This is a genomic window from Paenibacillus sp. FW101-FHT12H11 (assembly GCF_058790355.1).
Map to the genome: position 1 here is coordinate 520089 of NZ_JBYTCO010000006.1, position 17301 is coordinate 537389.

14 protein-coding genes are annotated in these 17301 nt (G+C 45.0%); 13 read left to right on the forward strand and 1 reads right to left on the reverse strand.

The features are described 5' to 3' along the window. Positions 1 to 80: 80 nt before the first annotated feature. The 4 genes from AC3WTJ_RS22160 (at position 81) to AC3WTJ_RS22175 (ending at position 5527) form a co-directional block, all read left to right on the forward strand. Positions 81 to 881, forward strand: coding sequence for a Cof-type HAD-IIB family hydrolase (locus AC3WTJ_RS22160; protein WP_492523653.1), 801 nt, complete (start codon positions 81 to 83; stop codon positions 879 to 881). A gap of 114 nt (positions 882 to 995) precedes the next feature. Further along, positions 996 to 2708 (forward strand): hypothetical protein, encoded by a 1713-nt coding sequence (locus tag AC3WTJ_RS22165; protein ID WP_492523654.1) that lies wholly within the window; start codon positions 996 to 998, stop codon positions 2706 to 2708. 15 nt (positions 2709 to 2723) lie between these two features. Then, complete coding sequence (locus AC3WTJ_RS22170; protein WP_492523655.1) at positions 2724 to 4151, forward strand: tetratricopeptide repeat-containing glycosyltransferase family 2 protein; 1428 nt, start codon at positions 2724 to 2726, stop codon at positions 4149 to 4151. Between the two features lie 299 nt (positions 4152 to 4450). Then, positions 4451 to 5527 (forward strand): hypothetical protein, encoded by a 1077-nt coding sequence (locus AC3WTJ_RS22175; protein ID WP_492523684.1) that lies wholly within the window; start codon positions 4451 to 4453, stop codon positions 5525 to 5527. Between the two features lie 65 nt (positions 5528 to 5592). Here the strand turns inward: AC3WTJ_RS22175 and AC3WTJ_RS22180 are convergent, their stop codons facing one another. Continuing rightward, positions 5593 to 6222, reverse strand: coding sequence for a nitroreductase family protein (locus AC3WTJ_RS22180; protein WP_492523656.1), 630 nt, complete (start codon positions 6220 to 6222; stop codon positions 5593 to 5595). A gap of 178 nt (positions 6223 to 6400) precedes the next feature. On the opposite strand from AC3WTJ_RS22180, the gene AC3WTJ_RS22185 reads away from it, so the two are divergent. From AC3WTJ_RS22185 to AC3WTJ_RS22225, 9 genes are all read left to right on the forward strand, one after another. Next, positions 6401 to 6682 carry a hypothetical protein gene (locus AC3WTJ_RS22185; protein ID WP_246239435.1) on the forward strand — a complete coding sequence of 94 codons (282 nt, stop codon included), beginning with the start codon at positions 6401 to 6403 and terminating at the stop codon, positions 6680 to 6682. Between the two features lie 62 nt (positions 6683 to 6744). After that, positions 6745 to 7218 carry a 6-carboxytetrahydropterin synthase QueD gene (gene queD / locus AC3WTJ_RS22190; RefSeq protein ID WP_157322585.1) on the forward strand — a complete coding sequence of 158 codons (474 nt, stop codon included), beginning with the start codon at positions 6745 to 6747 and terminating at the stop codon, positions 7216 to 7218. Continuing rightward, positions 7218 to 7898 (forward strand): 7-carboxy-7-deazaguanine synthase QueE, encoded by a 681-nt coding sequence (locus tag AC3WTJ_RS22195; RefSeq protein WP_492523657.1) that lies wholly within the window; start codon positions 7218 to 7220, stop codon positions 7896 to 7898. The genes queD and AC3WTJ_RS22195 overlap by 1 nt, the downstream gene beginning before the upstream one ends. A 158-nt stretch (positions 7899 to 8056) precedes the next feature. Then, positions 8057 to 8755, forward strand: a complete 699-nt coding sequence (queC, locus tag AC3WTJ_RS22200) for a 7-cyano-7-deazaguanine synthase QueC (RefSeq protein ID WP_492523685.1) — start codon at positions 8057 to 8059, stop codon at positions 8753 to 8755. Positions 8756 to 8790: 35 nt separating this feature from the next. Further along, on the forward strand, positions 8791 to 9468 hold the full coding sequence (locus tag AC3WTJ_RS22205; protein ID WP_127454487.1) for a response regulator: 678 nt from the start codon (positions 8791 to 8793) through the stop codon (positions 9466 to 9468). Further along, entirely contained in the window at positions 9465 to 10859 is a 1395-nt protein-coding gene (locus AC3WTJ_RS22210) for a HAMP domain-containing sensor histidine kinase (RefSeq protein ID WP_492523658.1), read from the forward strand. Before AC3WTJ_RS22205 ends, AC3WTJ_RS22210 begins: the two co-directional genes overlap by 4 nt. Before the next feature lie 113 nt (positions 10860 to 10972). Next, complete coding sequence (locus AC3WTJ_RS22215; RefSeq protein WP_492523659.1) at positions 10973 to 14086, forward strand: efflux RND transporter permease subunit; 3114 nt, start codon at positions 10973 to 10975, stop codon at positions 14084 to 14086. 12 nt (positions 14087 to 14098) lie between these two features. Further along, the gene (locus AC3WTJ_RS22220; RefSeq protein ID WP_492523660.1) at positions 14099 to 15397 is read left to right on the forward strand and encodes an efflux RND transporter periplasmic adaptor subunit; all 1299 of its coding nucleotides are present in this window, start codon (positions 14099 to 14101) and stop codon (positions 15395 to 15397) included. Positions 15398 to 15434: 37 nt separating this feature from the next. Beyond that, on the forward strand, positions 15435 to 17150 hold the full coding sequence (locus tag AC3WTJ_RS22225) for a hypothetical protein (protein ID WP_492523661.1): 1716 nt from the start codon (positions 15435 to 15437) through the stop codon (positions 17148 to 17150). Positions 17151 to 17301: the final 151 nt, after the last annotated feature.

Here is a 17301-nt window from a genome sequence, read left to right on the forward strand (position 1 = left end):
TTGTATGAAACGGTGAATCCCAAGCTGTCCTATGATACAATTAGCGATAAAAAGGCTATGACTAAGGGAGCGAGAAGACCGTGAACTATCGTTTAATTGCATTGGATGTTGATGGAACGCTTTTGAATGACGATCATGAATTAACCGAGCAGACGATTGAAACGATTCAGGAAGTGCATGATCAAGGGGCACATATCGTCTTGTGTACAGGAAGAGCTCCTGATAGCACGCTGCCTATCCTGCAGCAGCTTGGATTAGAAGGAACGATGATTACCCATAACGGAGCGGCGACGGTTCACGCAGACGAACGAGGGAAATCGTTAGTGAACGAGTTTTCTTTTACACTGCCGGAAATTGCCCCTATGTTGGATTACGTAAGGAGAGAGGGCATCCATTTCGATGTTTGCACATCTTTCAATATGTACATCGAGCGAATTGGCGAATATGAAAAAGAGATGTACACCAAGTTTCTGGTTAGTCCCAAACTCGTAACGGATGTATCTGAGCTAGGTTTGCCGATAGTGAAATTTACACTTTTTAGTAACCCGGAGATCCTGGATCGTGTTCAACAGGAATGGGATGAACAGCAACTGTATGGACATTTGCGGATGATTCGGAGTGGCGATTTATTCATCGATGTGATGAGCGCCAAGGCGAATAAAGGAAATGCGTTGAAGGCTTTAGCCGCATCCTTAGAGATCGATCCGAGCGAAATTATGGCCATTGGCAATTATTATAATGATTTGGAAATGATGGAGTTTGCCGGACTTGGTATCGCAGTAGAAAATTCACCGGACGGGGTGAAGGAAGCCGCGGATGCAGTAACTACATCAAATAATGATGAAGGTGTGCATAAAGCCCTAGTTAAATATTGTTTATAAGTTAAAATTCCTATAAAATCCTCGATTTTTGGGGATTTTTGTCGTTTCGGGGGTTCTTCCGATTACCAGGCTATGGTAGAATGAGGGAAATAACTAGACGACGGTGGTGTCATTATGGGAAAAGAACAGAAGAGTTTTAGTAGAAAAAAGAAACTAGTAGGGGCTATTGCCAGTACGGCGATGATTGCTGTGCCATTCTTGGCTGTGCCTGCTGCGGCGAATGTGGAAACGGAAATTCCAATTTTAAACCACGATAAGCTGCAGACGATTGTTATTCCTGAGGGCGGGAAAACATATATTAATTTGCACACGCTCTACTATGCGGGCAGGGAGTTCCAAATTAATAATACTTCCACACTCGCGACTGTAAACCAAAATTTGTTGCGTTACGGCATTTTGGAAATAAACGCGAACCCGTTAGTAACAAATTCTCCGACAGGACTTGCCACCTTTACGGTAACGGTAACCCCTTATGAGAGTGAGGCGACGTTCGACGACACCTTTCATGTAATTATCGTACCAAGCTCGGGAAGCGGGACGGGGCCAAATTTTAATATTAAAAATGTTGTTTCCGTGCTACAGAATTTCTCATCTCAGTATTCAGAAAAATCAAAGATTGAAGAACTGATGGGACATATCGATCTTGCCTCACCAACAATCAAGAAAGACGATCCCTATAGCCAACCTGGGAATCAAATTCCGGTGCCAAAAATGAATGTGACGCCGTTTGAGGCTTTTTCTGGTGTCGATGTGGATGTTAATTCTTATGGTGAAAGTCCGCTATCTTTTGATATTCATCAGTTTTATGAGGATCCCGACGATGAGTCGAATGAGTTCAATGAGAATTCCTATTTACATGTTGTTTTCGCAACTTCAGGAAACGAATACATACGAGTCAATAATACGGAGTATGGGCAATCTCTGACTCCCCTTCAAGCAACGAGTGAGCCCGTGTATCTCCCTGTAGTCGTTTATGACAATGAGGGTGGTGTTGTTTCAGGGACAGTTCCCATTCTTGTACGGCCTTCGGAACGATTTGATATAGAGGAACGTGCTTCTATCACCCTGGATATGCACAATTATTTCAATAATGTAGACGACAGTTCCTATATTGATATGGAAATTATGAATATTAGCGAAGGATTTGGTAGTTTACCCAGCATAGACGGAACTCATGTTACGTTATCACCGCTTAACGGCATCTATAAATTTAAACATATGAAGGCAGATAGCGAGCAAGAATCCATCTGTTTTGTAGTGAAAGAGAATTACGATTTGTATGAAAATGAATTATCCAAGAGCTTTTTATATGAAAACAGCACCTTGGAATTTGACTTAAATCAAATGTTTCCGCAAGAAGCGGGAGCTTCTGTTCAATATTCCGTGTATCATGAGAATCCTTCAATCACATCGATTACCTATGGAGTTGATTTGACTGAAGGAAACAAGTTATCTTTTACAGCGTCTAAAGATGCAGCTAATGGTGTTACAAACGAAGAACAACAAGAACCTAATAATTTCACGATTATTGCCAAGGATGTAGTGAATCATCATACCTATGTAGACCGTATCAATATCGCTCCGCGGAACCGAGATGACTCTCATTATACGATTTTTCCAGACAAATTATTCGATTGGCAGAGTAAAGGTGAAGATGTGACAGTTTCCTCAACAGATTCTGACTATCATTTTACGATTCAACATGGATGCAGTGTTTATGTTCAAGGTGACAACTTGCCTCCAAATACAAGCACGACGGTTGTCCTTACCTTAGAGAATGGCAAAGTTGTCTATAAAATCCCATATACCTCATATGGACCAGCCTAATTGATGATGAAACAAATGAAAACATCTGTCAGTGAACTTTTAAAACAGAAGAATTACAAAGAAGCGGAGCTCGCAGCCAAAGAGCACATTCGGGCTAATGCATTAGCAGCGCAAAACTGGGTATATCTTGGGGAAGCTCTCATGCATCAAGGCTATGGGAGCGCATCGACCAAAGCGTTTTATCGTGCTTGGCTGCTCGATCCTGAAGCAACTTGGGTGGTGCCGGTACTAAATGCACTCAAAGAAATCCCTGCTGGTGATGAAAGAGTAGATATTGAGGGACTTCTTCATGTAAGAAAAGTAACGGTGTCTGCCGGAATAATCACTTACAACATGGAAAACACGATTGAGCGTTGTTTGGATTCGCTGCAAGGAGCAGTTGATGAGATTATTCTCATTGATTGCTCTACGGACAGGACAGCTGAACTTGCTTCGCAATATCCGAATGTCACGATAATTCCTTTTGTTTGGATGGATGATTTTGCCGCCGCGAGAAATGAAGGCCTTCGGCATATGAAGTCGGATTGGGTATTTTGGATGGATGCGGATGAGCATTTGGTAAAAGAAGATGTGAATGCTATACGCGAAGCTGCTGGTCTTTATCACCAAACGCCAATTCCCGCCATATTATGCTTATGGCAAATCAACTCGATCCAAAATCATATTAATCATAATTTTTCACAAGCTCGGTTATTCCCTTTAGGAAAAGGCCTGAAGTATTGGGGAAGGGTTCATGAACAGGTGGGCACACAATCCGGCGTCTATAATCTCGAAGCACAACGTTATAAGGTAAAAGTAAGAGTGCTGCATGATGGATATGAACCATCGGTCATGAAGAACAAGCAGAAAATCGAACGGAATCTGAAGTTGCTGTATAGGATGGTCCAGGAGGGGCCTGATGATCCTGCGGCTTGGTTTTATCTAGGACGTGATCTGCTCGGGGCAGGCAAAGAACTGGAAGCCATAGAAGCGCTTCTTGAGGCGGAACGAAGAGCATTAGCTCAACCCCTTTTTGGCAGGCTGCTTGATGTGTATAAATATTTGATGGAAATAAGTTATCATCGGAAAGAATGGGAATCTGCGCTGATGTACAGTATGAAGGCTTTAAGCCATCATCCCGACTTCCCGGATGCCCATTACATGATTGCTCAAGTCCGTATAAAGCAAGCAGATCAGCTGTATACAGAAGCGGAAGCAGGGATGAGAAGAGCGAGAGAAGCCTTCCACTCTTTCCGTCATATGGTTTCGCCCGAACATGAAATAGGTGAATGGAAGGTGGATCTAGCCCTTGCAGAAATCGCGCAAAGAGCTGGAAAACCGTCAGCCGCCAAGGCGATATATAAGCAAACATTGAAGCAGTATCCGCAAACGGCTGGTTTAATAAGCAAGAAACTCGCGGCCATTGATGCCGAACGGAAGCGTTTAAATCAACAAAGTGAATAAAAAAAGGCTGTCCCCCCTCATGAAGATGAAGGGACAGCCTTTTTAGTTAATCAAAATTAAAGAACAAATGCGCTAGTGATGATAACCAGCAAAATGAAAAGAACTAAGATTGCACCTACGTTATTGTATCCAGCAGACATGTCAGAATCCCTCCCTTTTGACTCTATAGGATAGCATATGAAGTTAAGGGCAGAAGTGTATAGACGTTTATCCTGTATACTCATATTTTGGACGATATTGGGACAATCTACAGAAGAATTATTAGATCTGTAGAGGAGGCGAAGAAAGTCGTGGCCGATATGATGCTTAGACCCGACCTGAAAACAGCAGGTGGAGAAGTCTGCGATATGATGTACAATGGGGAGTTTGTCGGTACGTTAACGCTAGTCTACAGGGAATCGGATCGACTTAAAGGCTCGATTCATCTGGAGCGGCAGTCCATTGCACAAGAGGACAAAGAAAGTGTGTATGAATTTGTCCAGTCGTATATTCAGAATGTCATTGATGCACTGGCTATTACGGAATGCGAAGTGGTAGTCAGCTATAGTGATTATGATTTTGTGATCGCGACCGATCATGCCATTGGGCCAGTGATGGAGGAAGACGATAACCGAACAACTAATTACTATTTGGACGATGATGACGCTGATTATGAATGGGTGAACGATGATGAAACCAGATTTGATGATATCGAGGGAACGAACGGACCCGAAAGTTTGCACATGATTGAGCAGCGCAGGCAGCAATTGGGGTACGAGCTTGTCAATGTTGGAGAGTATAGAAACCGAGTGGAATATCATGTATACGATAAAGAATCGGAATTGGTTGCTGAAGTAACCACTCATGTGTACGGTTCAGATGTGATTGGGGAAGTCACCTGGCAATTTGATCCTTTTGATGAAGAAATGGACACGGTGACGGAATTGGTTGTAGCCGATTACGATGAAGATGAAACGGATACGTTCATTTTCAATATGATTTTTGATGGTGAAATGATTGACACGGTAGAGCTAACTCACATCGATTTATTGGAGCTTGTAGATGATATTAGGGAAGAATCATTAATTCCGCCGAATCCAGAGGATTATACGATTATTTTGGCCAGGGATGACGGAGATACGTTGACGTATGAAATTTATCAGCAATCGTATGGGGGTCTTCCGATCGGGACGGCAACGGTAGATATTAGTTCCCGGCAGTTGACCGGTTTCATAGACTTCAGGGAGCCGGGGGATTCCGATGATCGAGAGCTGATTGCGGCTTTGTTGTTGGAAGAGTTGGATAAGGAAAAAGAGTACGAAACCTTCAATGTGTCCATGCTGTATCGAAATAAATTGATTGATGAAATTTGGTTCGAGACCGATCAATTGCATTGACCTAGGAGAAAAAAGAAAAGGCATGAACTCCCATTTTGCTAGGAGCCATGCCTTTTTTTATTGGATTAGAATGTGTTGGAAACAGTAATTTGATCTAGGGACAAACGGCCGGATGGACGAGCTGGAGTAGCCGCCAAACCAACACTGATTAGCATAACAGGCACATAACGAGCAGGAACGTTGAATGCTTCAACGAATTTCGCCGCGTCGTATCCGCCCATCGGACAAGTGTCATAACCCATTGCTTTAGCAGCAATCATAAGCTGCATAGCTGCAAGGGAAGCATTGCGAATCGCTTCGTCACGAGCAACTTGCGGGTATTGATAAACATTTTCGATTTGAGCAACAAGTGTGTCTTTCACTTCTTTCGGCAAATGACCAGCTTCAACGGCTGGACCGAAAACAAGCTCAGCATTTTTGTTCGCTTCAAGATCACCCAGAACAGCGATAACTACGGAGCTTTCAACAACTTGTTTTTGACCGTATGCAATTGGAAGCAATTTCTCTTTTTGAGCTTGATCGTCAATAACAACCAGCTTCCAGTGCTGAAGGTTCCATGCAGATGGAGCTTGAGAAGTGGAAGTAAGAAGCTGCTCAAGATCAGCTTTTGGCATTTGATGCCCTGCTTGGTATTGCTTAACGGAATGACGGTCTTCCAAAACTTTCAAAACAGCGGATTGTACTTGTGTGCTCATTGAAATGCCTCCAAAAATAATATGATTGTAAAATTATAGAAATTATATTAAAAATTGTAACCTAAAAACAACAATTTACTGTAATCTTAAATGTTATAGTTAGAGTTGTCAAGGGGTCTTCCGTGATGTCGGAAAATGTTGGATAATGGAAGGAAGAAAGGGGTTGTCCCTCTTGAAAATGACGCAAAAAGAGTTGAGCCACCTTGTATTTCTATCGGAAGTTGTCCTGACAGGCAAGAAAAAAAGCCTCATGGAAGAAACACTGCAATGCCTGCTCTATATTGTAAAATCATTGGAAGAGGTTGATCTGCCGGAGACGGTTATCGATCAAATCGAATGTTTGATGGCAACGATTGAATCGGATTTGCGTGATGAAAACGAGCGGATGCAGGAAATCAGAGGCCACTTGGATTGGACGCAAAAGCGAAGGCGGAATCCGCCAGATGTTGATAGATTGTGAGAAGTGCTCACTTCATGATATAATGTAGAGTACTGTTTTTTTATAATTAAGAGGTGATAGATATGAGCTATGAAATCCCAAGAGATGTGCAAATGTTGGGACGTGACATCACAGAGAACCAATTAAAATATCATCACAAATCCGTTTTGATTTCTAAGGAATTTACGTTTGACAGTGCGCATCATTTGCATTGTTATGAGGGAAAATGTAAAAATCTGCACGGCCACACTTATAAACTGCAAGTTATTATGCGCGGTAAGGTGGATAGCCGGGGGATCGCAATAGATTTTGGGGATATTAAACGTATTGCAAAAGAACGCGTCATTGATCGTTTGGATCATAAATATTTGAATGAAGTGCTGCCCCCTATGAATACAACGGCTGAAAATATGGTTGTTTGGATGTATGAGGAGATTCATCAGGCACTTCTGGATGAAAAGCTGTACCCAGCCATTAAGCTGGAAGAAATTCGGCTGTGGGAGACGCCGACCTCCTACGCGGCCATCACTCGCTCGATGATGGAGGAGGAAGAGTAATGCGAGATATCCGCATTCCGATGGTCGAGATCTTCGAGACGGTTGAAGGCGAAGGGACCCGTGCCGGGTTCCCGACGGTCTTCGTCCGTCTTTTTGGTTGCAACCTCCGCTGCACCTGGTGTGACACCAAGTACAGCTACCCTCCCGCGGAAGCGGAGAACGTCATGACCATTGCTGAAATTGTCAGCAAGGTCACTTCGTTCCGCTCCCGGCATATTTGCCTCACCGGCGGCGAGCCGCTCCTGTACAGTGAGAAGTCGCTCGCATTGATCGAGGCGCTCGCCGAGCTGGAGCAGGTCGACGACCTGCACATCGAGACGAACGGCGCGATCGATCTCGCCATGTTTGTAGAGCGTGTCTCCTCGCCGAAGGTGCGATACATTATGGACTTTAAGCTCCCCGACTCCGGCGAGATGGAGCAGATGATTGTCAGCAACTTCGGCTTGCTGCGCGAGCAGGATGAGTTGAAGTTCGTGATCGGCAGCGAGCACGACTTCCGCACTGCGGTGGACGTGCTGGAGAAGTATCCGACGAAGGCGCTGCCGATGTTCAGCCCGGTGTGGGAGACGATGCCGCCGCACAAACTCGTCCAGCATATGCTGGAGGCGGGACTCTCCAAAGTAAAGCTGAATATGCAGCTGCACAAGATCATTTGGGATCCGGCGATGCGCGGCGTTTAGCCGCGTGCCAGCCGTGGTATCCCTTTTTCAGTAGATAAGAAAGTATAAGTTTTATACTTTTGCTTCGCATCTACCTTGACAAACGCGCTCGTCCTAAGAGGACGACGAAGTCGTTTATCCTTGCAACAATAAAGAAAAAATGAGGTGTCATGATGAGCATGAACAGCGATAAGAAGAAAAGAGCCGTTGTTATTCTAAGCGGAGGCTTGGACAGTACCACTTGCATGGGAATTGCCAAAGAGGCGGGATACGACCTGTATCCGATTTCTTTTGACTATGGACAGCGCCACAAAATTGAAATTGAAAATGCGAAGCAAGTCACGGAACATTATGGGGTGAGCCAGCGCCACAAAATTATTAAGCTTGATTTCCTGCGTGATTTTGGCGGCAGCGCCTTAACGGACGATACCATTGATGTGCCGAACGTTATGAATGGAGAAGCGGAGGAATCCGAAATCCCGGTGACTTACGTGCCTGGGCGTAATCTGCTCTTTCTCTCCATCGCAACGTCTTATGCGGAAGTAACAGGTTCCGAGGCGATTTACATTGGCGTGAATGCCCTCGATTACAGTGGTTACCCGGATTGCCGTCCGGAATTTATTCATAAGGTGGAAGAAGTCATTGCCCTGGCAACCAAAGTCGGTGTGGAAGGGAAAGGCATCACGATTGAGACGCCTCTGATTGATTGGACGAAAGCGAAAATCATCGAGGAAGGATTGAAAATCGGAGTTCCCTACGAGCTGACGACATCTTGCTACAACGGAAAAGCTGAAGCCTGCGGCGTTTGCGACAGCTGCCGTCTGCGTTTGAAGGGCTTTGAAGAAGCGGGCTCGAAAGATCCGATTCCGTATCTGTAAGTAGTTCAAAAGCTGAATGAAAGGCAGGGCGATTCGTGACCAGAATCATGGTGGTGGATGATGATGCGGACATCAGAGAGCTGATACGCGTCTATTTGGTTGGAGAAGGTTTGACGGTGACGCAGGCGAGCAATGGCGTTGAGGCGCTCAGCTTGCTCGAAACGACCCCGGCGGATTTGGTCGTCCTGGATATTATGATGCCCCTGATGGACGGTTGGGAATTATGCCGCGAGCTCAGGGCGCGATACGAAGACTTGCCTCTGCTCATGGTAACGGCCAAAAGTGAGTCCGTACATAAGGTGAAAGGGTTCCAGCTTGGCACGGACGATTACCTCGTGAAACCTTTTGACCCTTTGGAGCTGGTGATGCGGGTCAAAGCATTGCTGAAACGCTATCGCATTAACGCTTCGCAGACAATCTCGGTCGGCAATGTCGTCATTGACCGAACGGCCTTTGAAGTTCGTTTGCCGGATCAACGACTGTCCCTCCCTTTGAAAGAATTTGAATTGCTTTATAAGCTGGCCAGCTATCCGGCTCAAATTTTCACGCGAACCCAGTTGATTGAACAGATTTGGGGGATCGATTACGAAGGCGATGATCGGACGATCGATGTGCATGTCAAAAGGTTGCGGGAGCGCTTCGAGCCGCTGACCGAAGAGTTTCGGATTTCCACGATCCGAGGATTGGGGTATAGACTTGAGGTGAAAGCATGATCAAGTCGCTCTACCTTCGTGTGGTGCTGACTTTTTTGGCCGTTGTGGTTGTGAGTGTGTCTGTAGCCTTTCCGCTCGCAACGTTATTTTTCAGAAGTTTGATAACAAGTGAATTTCAGGATGAAATGCTCACGATAGGCAGTCAGATTGTTAAGCTTAGCGAAGATATGCAAGTGAAGCAGCTGGATACTTTCGTGACGGAGAGCAATCGTTTTAATGAAAATTACATTTTCACGCTTTTCAATGAACAGGGCGATCCGATGACCGCAGTTTCATTAAATAAACACGGAGTCCCCCGGATTAGCGCCTCGGAAGTAGCCTATGTTTTGAACGGCAGCGTATTCAAAAGCTTGGATTATGGTTTGATCAAAGATCCGCTTGGGGATATGAAAGTTGGCATTCCTCTTGTGCTTGGTGAGAAGACATTCGCGCTCTTCATTCATCCGAATTTATCTGAAACGACTCGTCGTCAAGTACAGACAGCCATTATTACGGTTCTTGTTATTGTGCTTGTCGTGGGCAGCCTACTTATTCTCGTTGCTTCGCGATACTTGGTCAATCCGCTGAAGAAATTGACAGTGGCTACACAGCGGCTCGCTCGTGGGAATTTCAACGTGCATGTTGCCGTCAAGCAGAAGGACGAGCTGGGACAGCTGGCAGACAGTTTCAACCATATGGCTGGCGAGCTGAAGCAGCTTGAGCAGATGCGGCAGGATTTTGTTTCGAATGTATCGCATGAGTTTCAAACTCCGCTTACGTCGATCCGCGGCTTCTCCAAAGCATTGCGAGAGTCCGAAATCGAAGAGTCGGAGCGTCTGCGCTATCTGGAAATCATTGAACGGGAAAGCGATCGGTTATCCCGGCTAAGTGATAATTTGTTGAAATTGGCTTCGCTCGAATCGGAGCATCACCCGTTTAACCCGACTACGTTTGACTTGGATGAACAGCTGCGAAGAATCGTTGTTTTCTATGAGCCATTATGGTCTGAGAAACAGCTTGATATGGATTTGTCACTGCCACGAGTGAAAATTTCGGCGGATGCGGATCAATTGAATCAAGTTTGGATGAATTTGATAGGGAACGCGGTCAAATTCACACCTGTTGGCGGGCATATATTTATCAAGCTCGTCCCCTTAAGAGATCGTGTTCAGATTTGGGTTCAGGACAACGGAATCGGCATCTCGGAGGAAGATCAAGGGCGGATTTTCGAGAGGTTCTATAAAGTAGATCAAGCCAGGCAGCGCGATACGGGAAGCGGGCTCGGGCTTGCCATTGTAAGAAAAATTATTGATCTGCATCAAGGCACGATTGAGGTTCGAAGCGAACAAGGAAAAGGGACTCAATTTTTAGTCACTCTTCCAATTTTAACCTATACCTTGAAGAAATCATGAACAGTGAAAGCTTGGAAATTTTATTTCCAGGCTTTTTTTGATGTCTGTTCATATTGGGTTCATATTTGAAATGTATCTTATAGAAACAATCATTAGATGAGGGGAGTAAAGGAATGAATCGACTCACATACTTTTCCATGAAAAATGTATCGGCATTATTCATTATCATGATCATGCTTTTTGTAGGCGGCTTGTATTCTTCATCGCAGCTTAAAGTAGAGAACATGCCGAACGTTTCTTTCCCGGTAGTTGCTGTAACGACTACGTATACAGGTGCACCAAAGGATGTCATGGATGAAATTACATCACCGATTGAGAAGAAGTTGGCCAATATCGAAGATTTGGATTCGATGCAGTCGACATCAAGTGATAACTTCTCCATGATTATTCTGATGTTCAAACAAAATGTAGACACAGATAAGAAGAAGCAAGCTGTACAGGATATGCTTGCAGAAGTTTCACTTCCGGCTACGGCTGGAACACCGAAAGCTTCAACTTTTGGTGCTGCTTCCTTCCCTTCCAACTATTTAGTTGCTTATGCCGATAATGGCATTAGCCAAACGGAGCTTGATAAATCTTTTAAAGACAAAATCAAGCCTGCTCTTGAAGGAATTAAAGGGATTGACCATATGGACGTAATCGGCGCCAGAGACACCTCGCTGGATATTGAGCTTGATGCCGCCGCGCTTGATGTCTATGGTCTATCGCCAGGTATGGTATCGAATGCGATTAATGCTGCTGCGACGAAAAGTCCGATTGGCAGTGTAGAAATCAGCGGCAATGACAAGATGACGCGTGTAACGGGCAACTTGACTAGCTTATACGATTTGGAGCAGCTGGAAATTACAACGCCAAAAGGTGATATCGTAACGCTGAATCAGGTTGCAAATGTCAAAGCGATTACGGAATCTGATTTCATCGGTCGACTGGATAGCAAGCCGGCGATTGGGATGATTTTGTACAAAGCAGGCAGTGCGAATGCGGTTGATTTCTCTGATGAGATTCAGAAGCAAATTAAAGAGTGGAAAACAACTTTGCCTAACGTTACTTTCAAGAATACGTATGATAGTGCAGACCAAATTAACGAATCCATTGCAGGACTAATACGTGAAGGTATCGTAGGGGCTATTCTGGCATCCTTAATGATCCTGATTTTCCTCCGTAATGTTCGGATGACGCTTATTGTCCTGGTTTCGATTCCGCTTTCCATTTTGATCACTTTACTATTAATGTCTTCCTTAGGTTTAACGCTCAATACGATGACTCTCGGCGGTATTTTTATTGCCGTAGGCCGGGTCGTGGATGACTCGATTGTCGTTATTGAAAATATATATGCCTCCTTGCAGAAAGCACAGGAGCGGAATGAGTCCGTTATTGCTCTAGCAACGAAACAAGTTTCAATGGCAATTACGTCCTCCACACTTGCAACGGTTGGGGTATTCGCACCACTCGCTTTGGTTACGGGCGTTGTCGGCGGATTCTTTAGACCTTTTGCCTTAACAATTGCTTGTGCGCTGCTTTCTTCCTTGATTGTAGCTTTAACGGTTATTCCGATGCTGGCTAAGCTGCTTGTGCTTCGCAGTAAACCAAGCAAAGTTCATCATGATGAGTCGGCACCAACGAAGCTAACAACGTTTTATGAGAAAGTATTGACTTGGAGTTTGAAAAACAGAATCAAAACGCTGCTTATTTCAGCGCTGATGCTCGTTGTGACAATGGCCAGTACGATTCCATTCTTGTCCGTGGCCTTCTTGCCTGAATCAAGTGCCGCGAAGACGATGTATTTCCAACTGAAATTGCCATATTCAACTTCTTTTGAAGCGACGGATGCAAAAACGAAGGAAATCGAAAAAGTCTTATTAGATACGAAGGACTCCACTGGCGAGCCTGTTTTCAAATTTGTGGAATCCTTAGTCGGTTATGCCGGCAATGACGATGAGCGTACACCGTATGCTTCACAAATTTTCGTTCAAGTGAATGATAAAGTTGATGCAAATCAAGTAAAAGATGAAATGAAAGCATATATTCTCTCTGAATTGCCAGCAGGATCTGAAGTTGAGCCTAAAGCAATGGAAGGTGACTTCGGCGTTTCATCGACGGACTTTGCCTATACGCTGCAAGGCGATGACCAACTTCAACTGGAGAAAGCAGCTAAAATGGTTAAAGATAAGCTGCAAACTTTCCCAGAGCTTTCTGAGATTGAAGATAACTTAAGTGATGCCAAAACAGAAATAGAGATTGCTGTGGATCAGAATAAAGTAAGAGCTTATGGCTTAAGCGCCTCATCTGTTCGAGATACAGCACGCGCCTGGATTCAAAAACAAAGTCTGGGAGATATGAAATTCGATAATATCACATATACAACGACGGTATCGTTAGATAAATCGGACAAAAATACGCTTGAAAAACTGGGCAATATTCCGTTAGCCGGGTCAAATGGTTCAACGATTCTGTTGAAGGAAGTAGCCAAAATTAACGAAACGAAGGGCGCTGCATCCCTTGCACGTGAAGATCAGCAGCAGCTTGTCAAAGTATCAGCCAAAATTAATGATTCCAATAAAACCGGCGTAAGTGCTAAGCTTACCGCGGCATTAAAAGATGTTGAATTACCGGAAGGTGTAACACCGAAAGTGACGGGTGTTTCCGACGACGTTAATGAAAGCTTTGGTCAATTGTTCGTCGCCATGGCTGCTGCGGTTTTCGTAGTTTATCTGATCATGGTTCTAGCTTTCGGAAACGCAAGTGCACCATTCGCTATCTTGTTCTCTCTACCGCTTGCGGTTATCGGTGGGTTGCTCGGACTCGTTATTGCGCACGAGCCACTAACGGTTACATCTATGATTGGTTTCCTCATGCTCATCGGTATCGTCGTCACGAATGCCATCGTATTGATCGACCGTGCGCAGCAGCTGCGCCATGAAGGCTACACGGTTCGCCATGCTTTAATTGAAGCAGGGAAAGTGAGGCTTCGTCCGATCATTATGACAGCTGGAGCTACGATTATGGCTTTGGTGCCGTTGGCCTTAGGTATTTCGGCAGAGGGCGGATTGATCGGTAAAGGACTTGGTGTTGTCGTTATCGGTGGTCTGATTACCTCTACGGTTCTAACGCTAGTTGTCGTACCTATTGTGTACGAGTTGATTGAAAGCATTAAGAACCGCATGGGTCGCATGTTCAATCGTAAAAAAAATGACCAAAACACAACCACAAGTACGATAGAGGTATAAGGAGGCACATAGATGATTAACGATAGTTCGAGAAAACGTAAATTTAAATATCGCTCGATGGGCGTAATTGCGCTATTGACCGCAGCTGCGGTCTTAGCGTCCGCCTGTTCCGCGCCAGGAGCCAAAGGGGCTGCGACGGTTTCCTTAGCGCCAAAAGCGGTTAAAACCGAGGCTGTTAAGAAGCAAAAAATTAGCAATCCTATTGAGCAGGTGGCCGATGTAGCTGCAGGAACGACGCTGGATGTTGTTTCGAAAGCAAACGGTGAAGTTGTGAACGTGGTAAAAAAACGCGGAGAATACGTGGAAAAAGGCGAAGTGCTATTCACTATCGATAATAAAGACGCCTTGTCCGCACAACGGAAAAATGAGCTGGCTCTAAAAACCGCTCAAGAATCTTTACAACAGGCAAAAGACAATAAAGTGAACAACCGCAAGGATTTGGCGGACAATGTGACTAGATCACAAACCGCTTTGACTAACGCACAGCAAGATTACAACAAAATGCGTAATGATTTTGATGCAGGTACGGCGGTTCAGCATCAAGTGGACCAAATGAAGCAAGCTTTGGACAGTGCGCAAATGAACTTGGAAGCAGCACAAAGCAAGCTGTCGGCCTTTGACAATTCCGATTCGATCTCTTCCGCTCAAACGCAGGCAGAATCTGCCAGCTTAGCCTTAGAGGATGCGACGCGCTCCTTGGAGAATTATGAAGTTAAGGCACCGGGCAGCGGCGTACTAACGGACTTCAATGTGGTCGTTGGACAAACGATCTCTTCGGCTGCCGGTAAGGTCGGTCAAGTTCAGCAAATTGATCCGATTAAAATCAAAACGGAGCTTACGGAAACCAATTACCAGCTTGTAAAAGGAAAACAAGAGTTGGTTTACTATAATCCAGATACACCGGACAAAAAAGGAACAGCAAAAATCAGCTATTTAGCTCCGATTATGAGCGCGGCAACCAAAACATACACGCTTGAGTTGGAAGTGCCTAACAGCGATCACCAACTTCAACCGGGCAGCAGATTTATGGTGCAGCTGACAACGGAAACTGAAGAGCAAGTTGTTGCGATTCCAACGTTAAGCATCATTCGTGAAGAATCAGATACGTTTGTGTTTGTTGAACAAGGCGATCAATATGTGAAACGTAAAGTGAAACTTGGACGTATCAGTGGAGAGTTCCAAGAAGTGATCGATGGTGTGAAAGATGGCGAGAAATTAGTCATTTCCGGACAAAACACATTGAAGGACGGACAAAAGGTAGAGAGCGCTAGTGCTTCCCCAGCCGCGAGTGCGACACCGGCAGCGAAATAAAACAGCAGCGAAACTACACAAAGAGGAGCGTATATACATGAAAAAAAGACCATGGAAAAACAGTCTGACCGCGATTATGCTTGGCGCCATGATCGTGCAAGGCGGCACCGCCGTATGGGCAGCCGATGCTGCACCAACAGCGCCAGTGAGTAGCCCTTCAGTCAATTACGGACTGACAAGTGACATCCGTGCAGCCGTGAAAAGTGTAGCCGTGACGCCAACGGCTACCGGTTCACAGCTTGCTGTCACTGTTCGCTTATACAATGGAGGGGTGACACAGAACCGGGTGCCTGAGCATGAGCTTCGCGTGCAGACTTCCACCGGGGTGTCCTATACGCTGAAACCAAGCGGAACCAATAAAGAATCTTTACAGCCGAAAGAAATCGGCGAGCTTGTTTATATGACAGCCGTTGATACAAAGGAAATCGGCACAATTGATCAGTTATCCTTCGTCAACGTTGACGTTTACTCATACCCGAAAGTGGAAACAACACTGCTTGCAATGCCAACCACTTCCGTATGGTATGGTACAACGGGAAGTGCGGCGTTGCAAAGTCTTTCTAATATTGCTTGGGGCCAATCCTTTTCGATCCCAGGTGTTAACTCCGGATTAACCTATACAGCAATTGAAGCTTCCATGCAAAATACAACCGCAGGCCGTGTAGCAGTCGTTACTGTTCTTGCTAGCAACCCTGGCACAGGCCGCGAAACAGTGCCGGCATTCCGTATGGATGCGCAGTCCGAAACGAAGAACTACGAAGGAAAACGCGCGGAAGATGAGCCAGTTACTTTGGAAGCCGGCGAGCAAAAGTATATTCATTTTGCAATCCCGGTTGAAAATGGCGTGACTTTGTCTGACTTGGTTGTCTTGTCAACAGATAACTATATTCCGAAAGGCGGAACCGATGCGGCGACATTAGCGACAGGTAAGTTGGCTATTGCATGGCCGAAAGAGCAAGGGACTTCAACGGCTGTTCCATATACGATCGGTCAACCGATCGCGTTCGATGCCTTGACGAAAGTGGTGGACAAATCCACACAAGTCTCTTTAATGGAGCTTCACCTGCATGAAAACCCAGGCGAGGGTTATAAAACTGCCGTAGCGAAGTTCAAACTAACGAACACGAGCACAACGCCAATCGCGTTGCCAGCATTCGCATCGGAATTGGTGAGTAACCAAGGTCTGACTTACCAAGGAGCTCGCCAAGCCAATGTGACTCAAATGATGAACCCGGGTCTCAGCTACGTTGTAAGCTACTCTTACATCGTTCCGCAATCGGAAACAGGAACCAGCTTCTCCATGAAACTGCTTGATTCTGTTGCTGCTGCACCGTACACAACAACAATTGCAGCACTGCAAACGAATCTGCAGCAGGAAGATACAGACTCAACCGTTTCCTTGTATCCATTTGATCTTAAATTCAATGATGTGACAGTTAACTCGCAAATGACAGCTCAATTGACCTACACGTACAAAGTTCGTCTTGATCTAAGTATCGAACAAAAAGAAAATGTCGTCGTAGACAATAACTTCTCCAAGTTGAGATTCGAAATTGTCGATAGCGCGGGTCGTGTCATTGGCTCCAAAGATGCGGCTTTCAATGGCGACAATAAATTGATTAGCGGTGTACAGACGTTGGATGCTTCGAACATTACAACGGATCAATACAGCTATCCATTCACTGTGAATGTGTATGAAACCATTGAAACGGCTAATGGTACAGCAAAACGTTTGTTGAAAGTCATTAAATAAAATGGATTGTAAAAAAGCACCCAGGTTAATGGGTGCTTTTTTGATAAGCGTAGGTGGCCACGTTGGATAATATCCACTACGTTTGCGAGAAACCTAACATCACTCAAAAAAATGAATAACATTACTTATATTTCAAAATATTTACATATAC

Coding starts and splice junctions, on each gene's coding strand:
- AC3WTJ_RS22185 (WP_246239435.1), top strand. CDS start 6,401: ATGACGCAAAAAGAGTTGAGCCACCTTGTATTTCTATCGGAAGTTGTC.
- AC3WTJ_RS22195 (WP_492523657.1), top strand. CDS start 7,218: ATGCGAGATATCCGCATTCCGATGGTCGAGATCTTCGAGACGGTTGAA.
- queC (WP_492523685.1), top strand. CDS start 8,057: ATGAACAGCGATAAGAAGAAAAGAGCCGTTGTTATTCTAAGCGGAGGC.
- AC3WTJ_RS22180 (WP_492523656.1), bottom strand. CDS start 6,222: ATGAGCACACAAGTACAATCCGCTGTTTTGAAAGTTTTGGAAGACCGT.
- AC3WTJ_RS22165 (WP_492523654.1), top strand. CDS start 996: ATGGGAAAAGAACAGAAGAGTTTTAGTAGAAAAAAGAAACTAGTAGGG.
- AC3WTJ_RS22220 (WP_492523660.1), top strand. CDS start 14,099: ATGATTAACGATAGTTCGAGAAAACGTAAATTTAAATATCGCTCGATG.
- AC3WTJ_RS22215 (WP_492523659.1), top strand. CDS start 10,973: ATGAATCGACTCACATACTTTTCCATGAAAAATGTATCGGCATTATTC.
- AC3WTJ_RS22225 (WP_492523661.1), top strand. CDS start 15,435: ATGAAAAAAAGACCATGGAAAAACAGTCTGACCGCGATTATGCTTGGC.
- queD (WP_157322585.1), top strand. CDS start 6,745: ATGAGCTATGAAATCCCAAGAGATGTGCAAATGTTGGGACGTGACATC.
- AC3WTJ_RS22175 (WP_492523684.1), top strand. CDS start 4,451: ATGATGCTTAGACCCGACCTGAAAACAGCAGGTGGAGAAGTCTGCGAT.
- AC3WTJ_RS22210 (WP_492523658.1), top strand. CDS start 9,465: ATGATCAAGTCGCTCTACCTTCGTGTGGTGCTGACTTTTTTGGCCGTT.
- AC3WTJ_RS22170 (WP_492523655.1), top strand. CDS start 2,724: ATGAAAACATCTGTCAGTGAACTTTTAAAACAGAAGAATTACAAAGAA.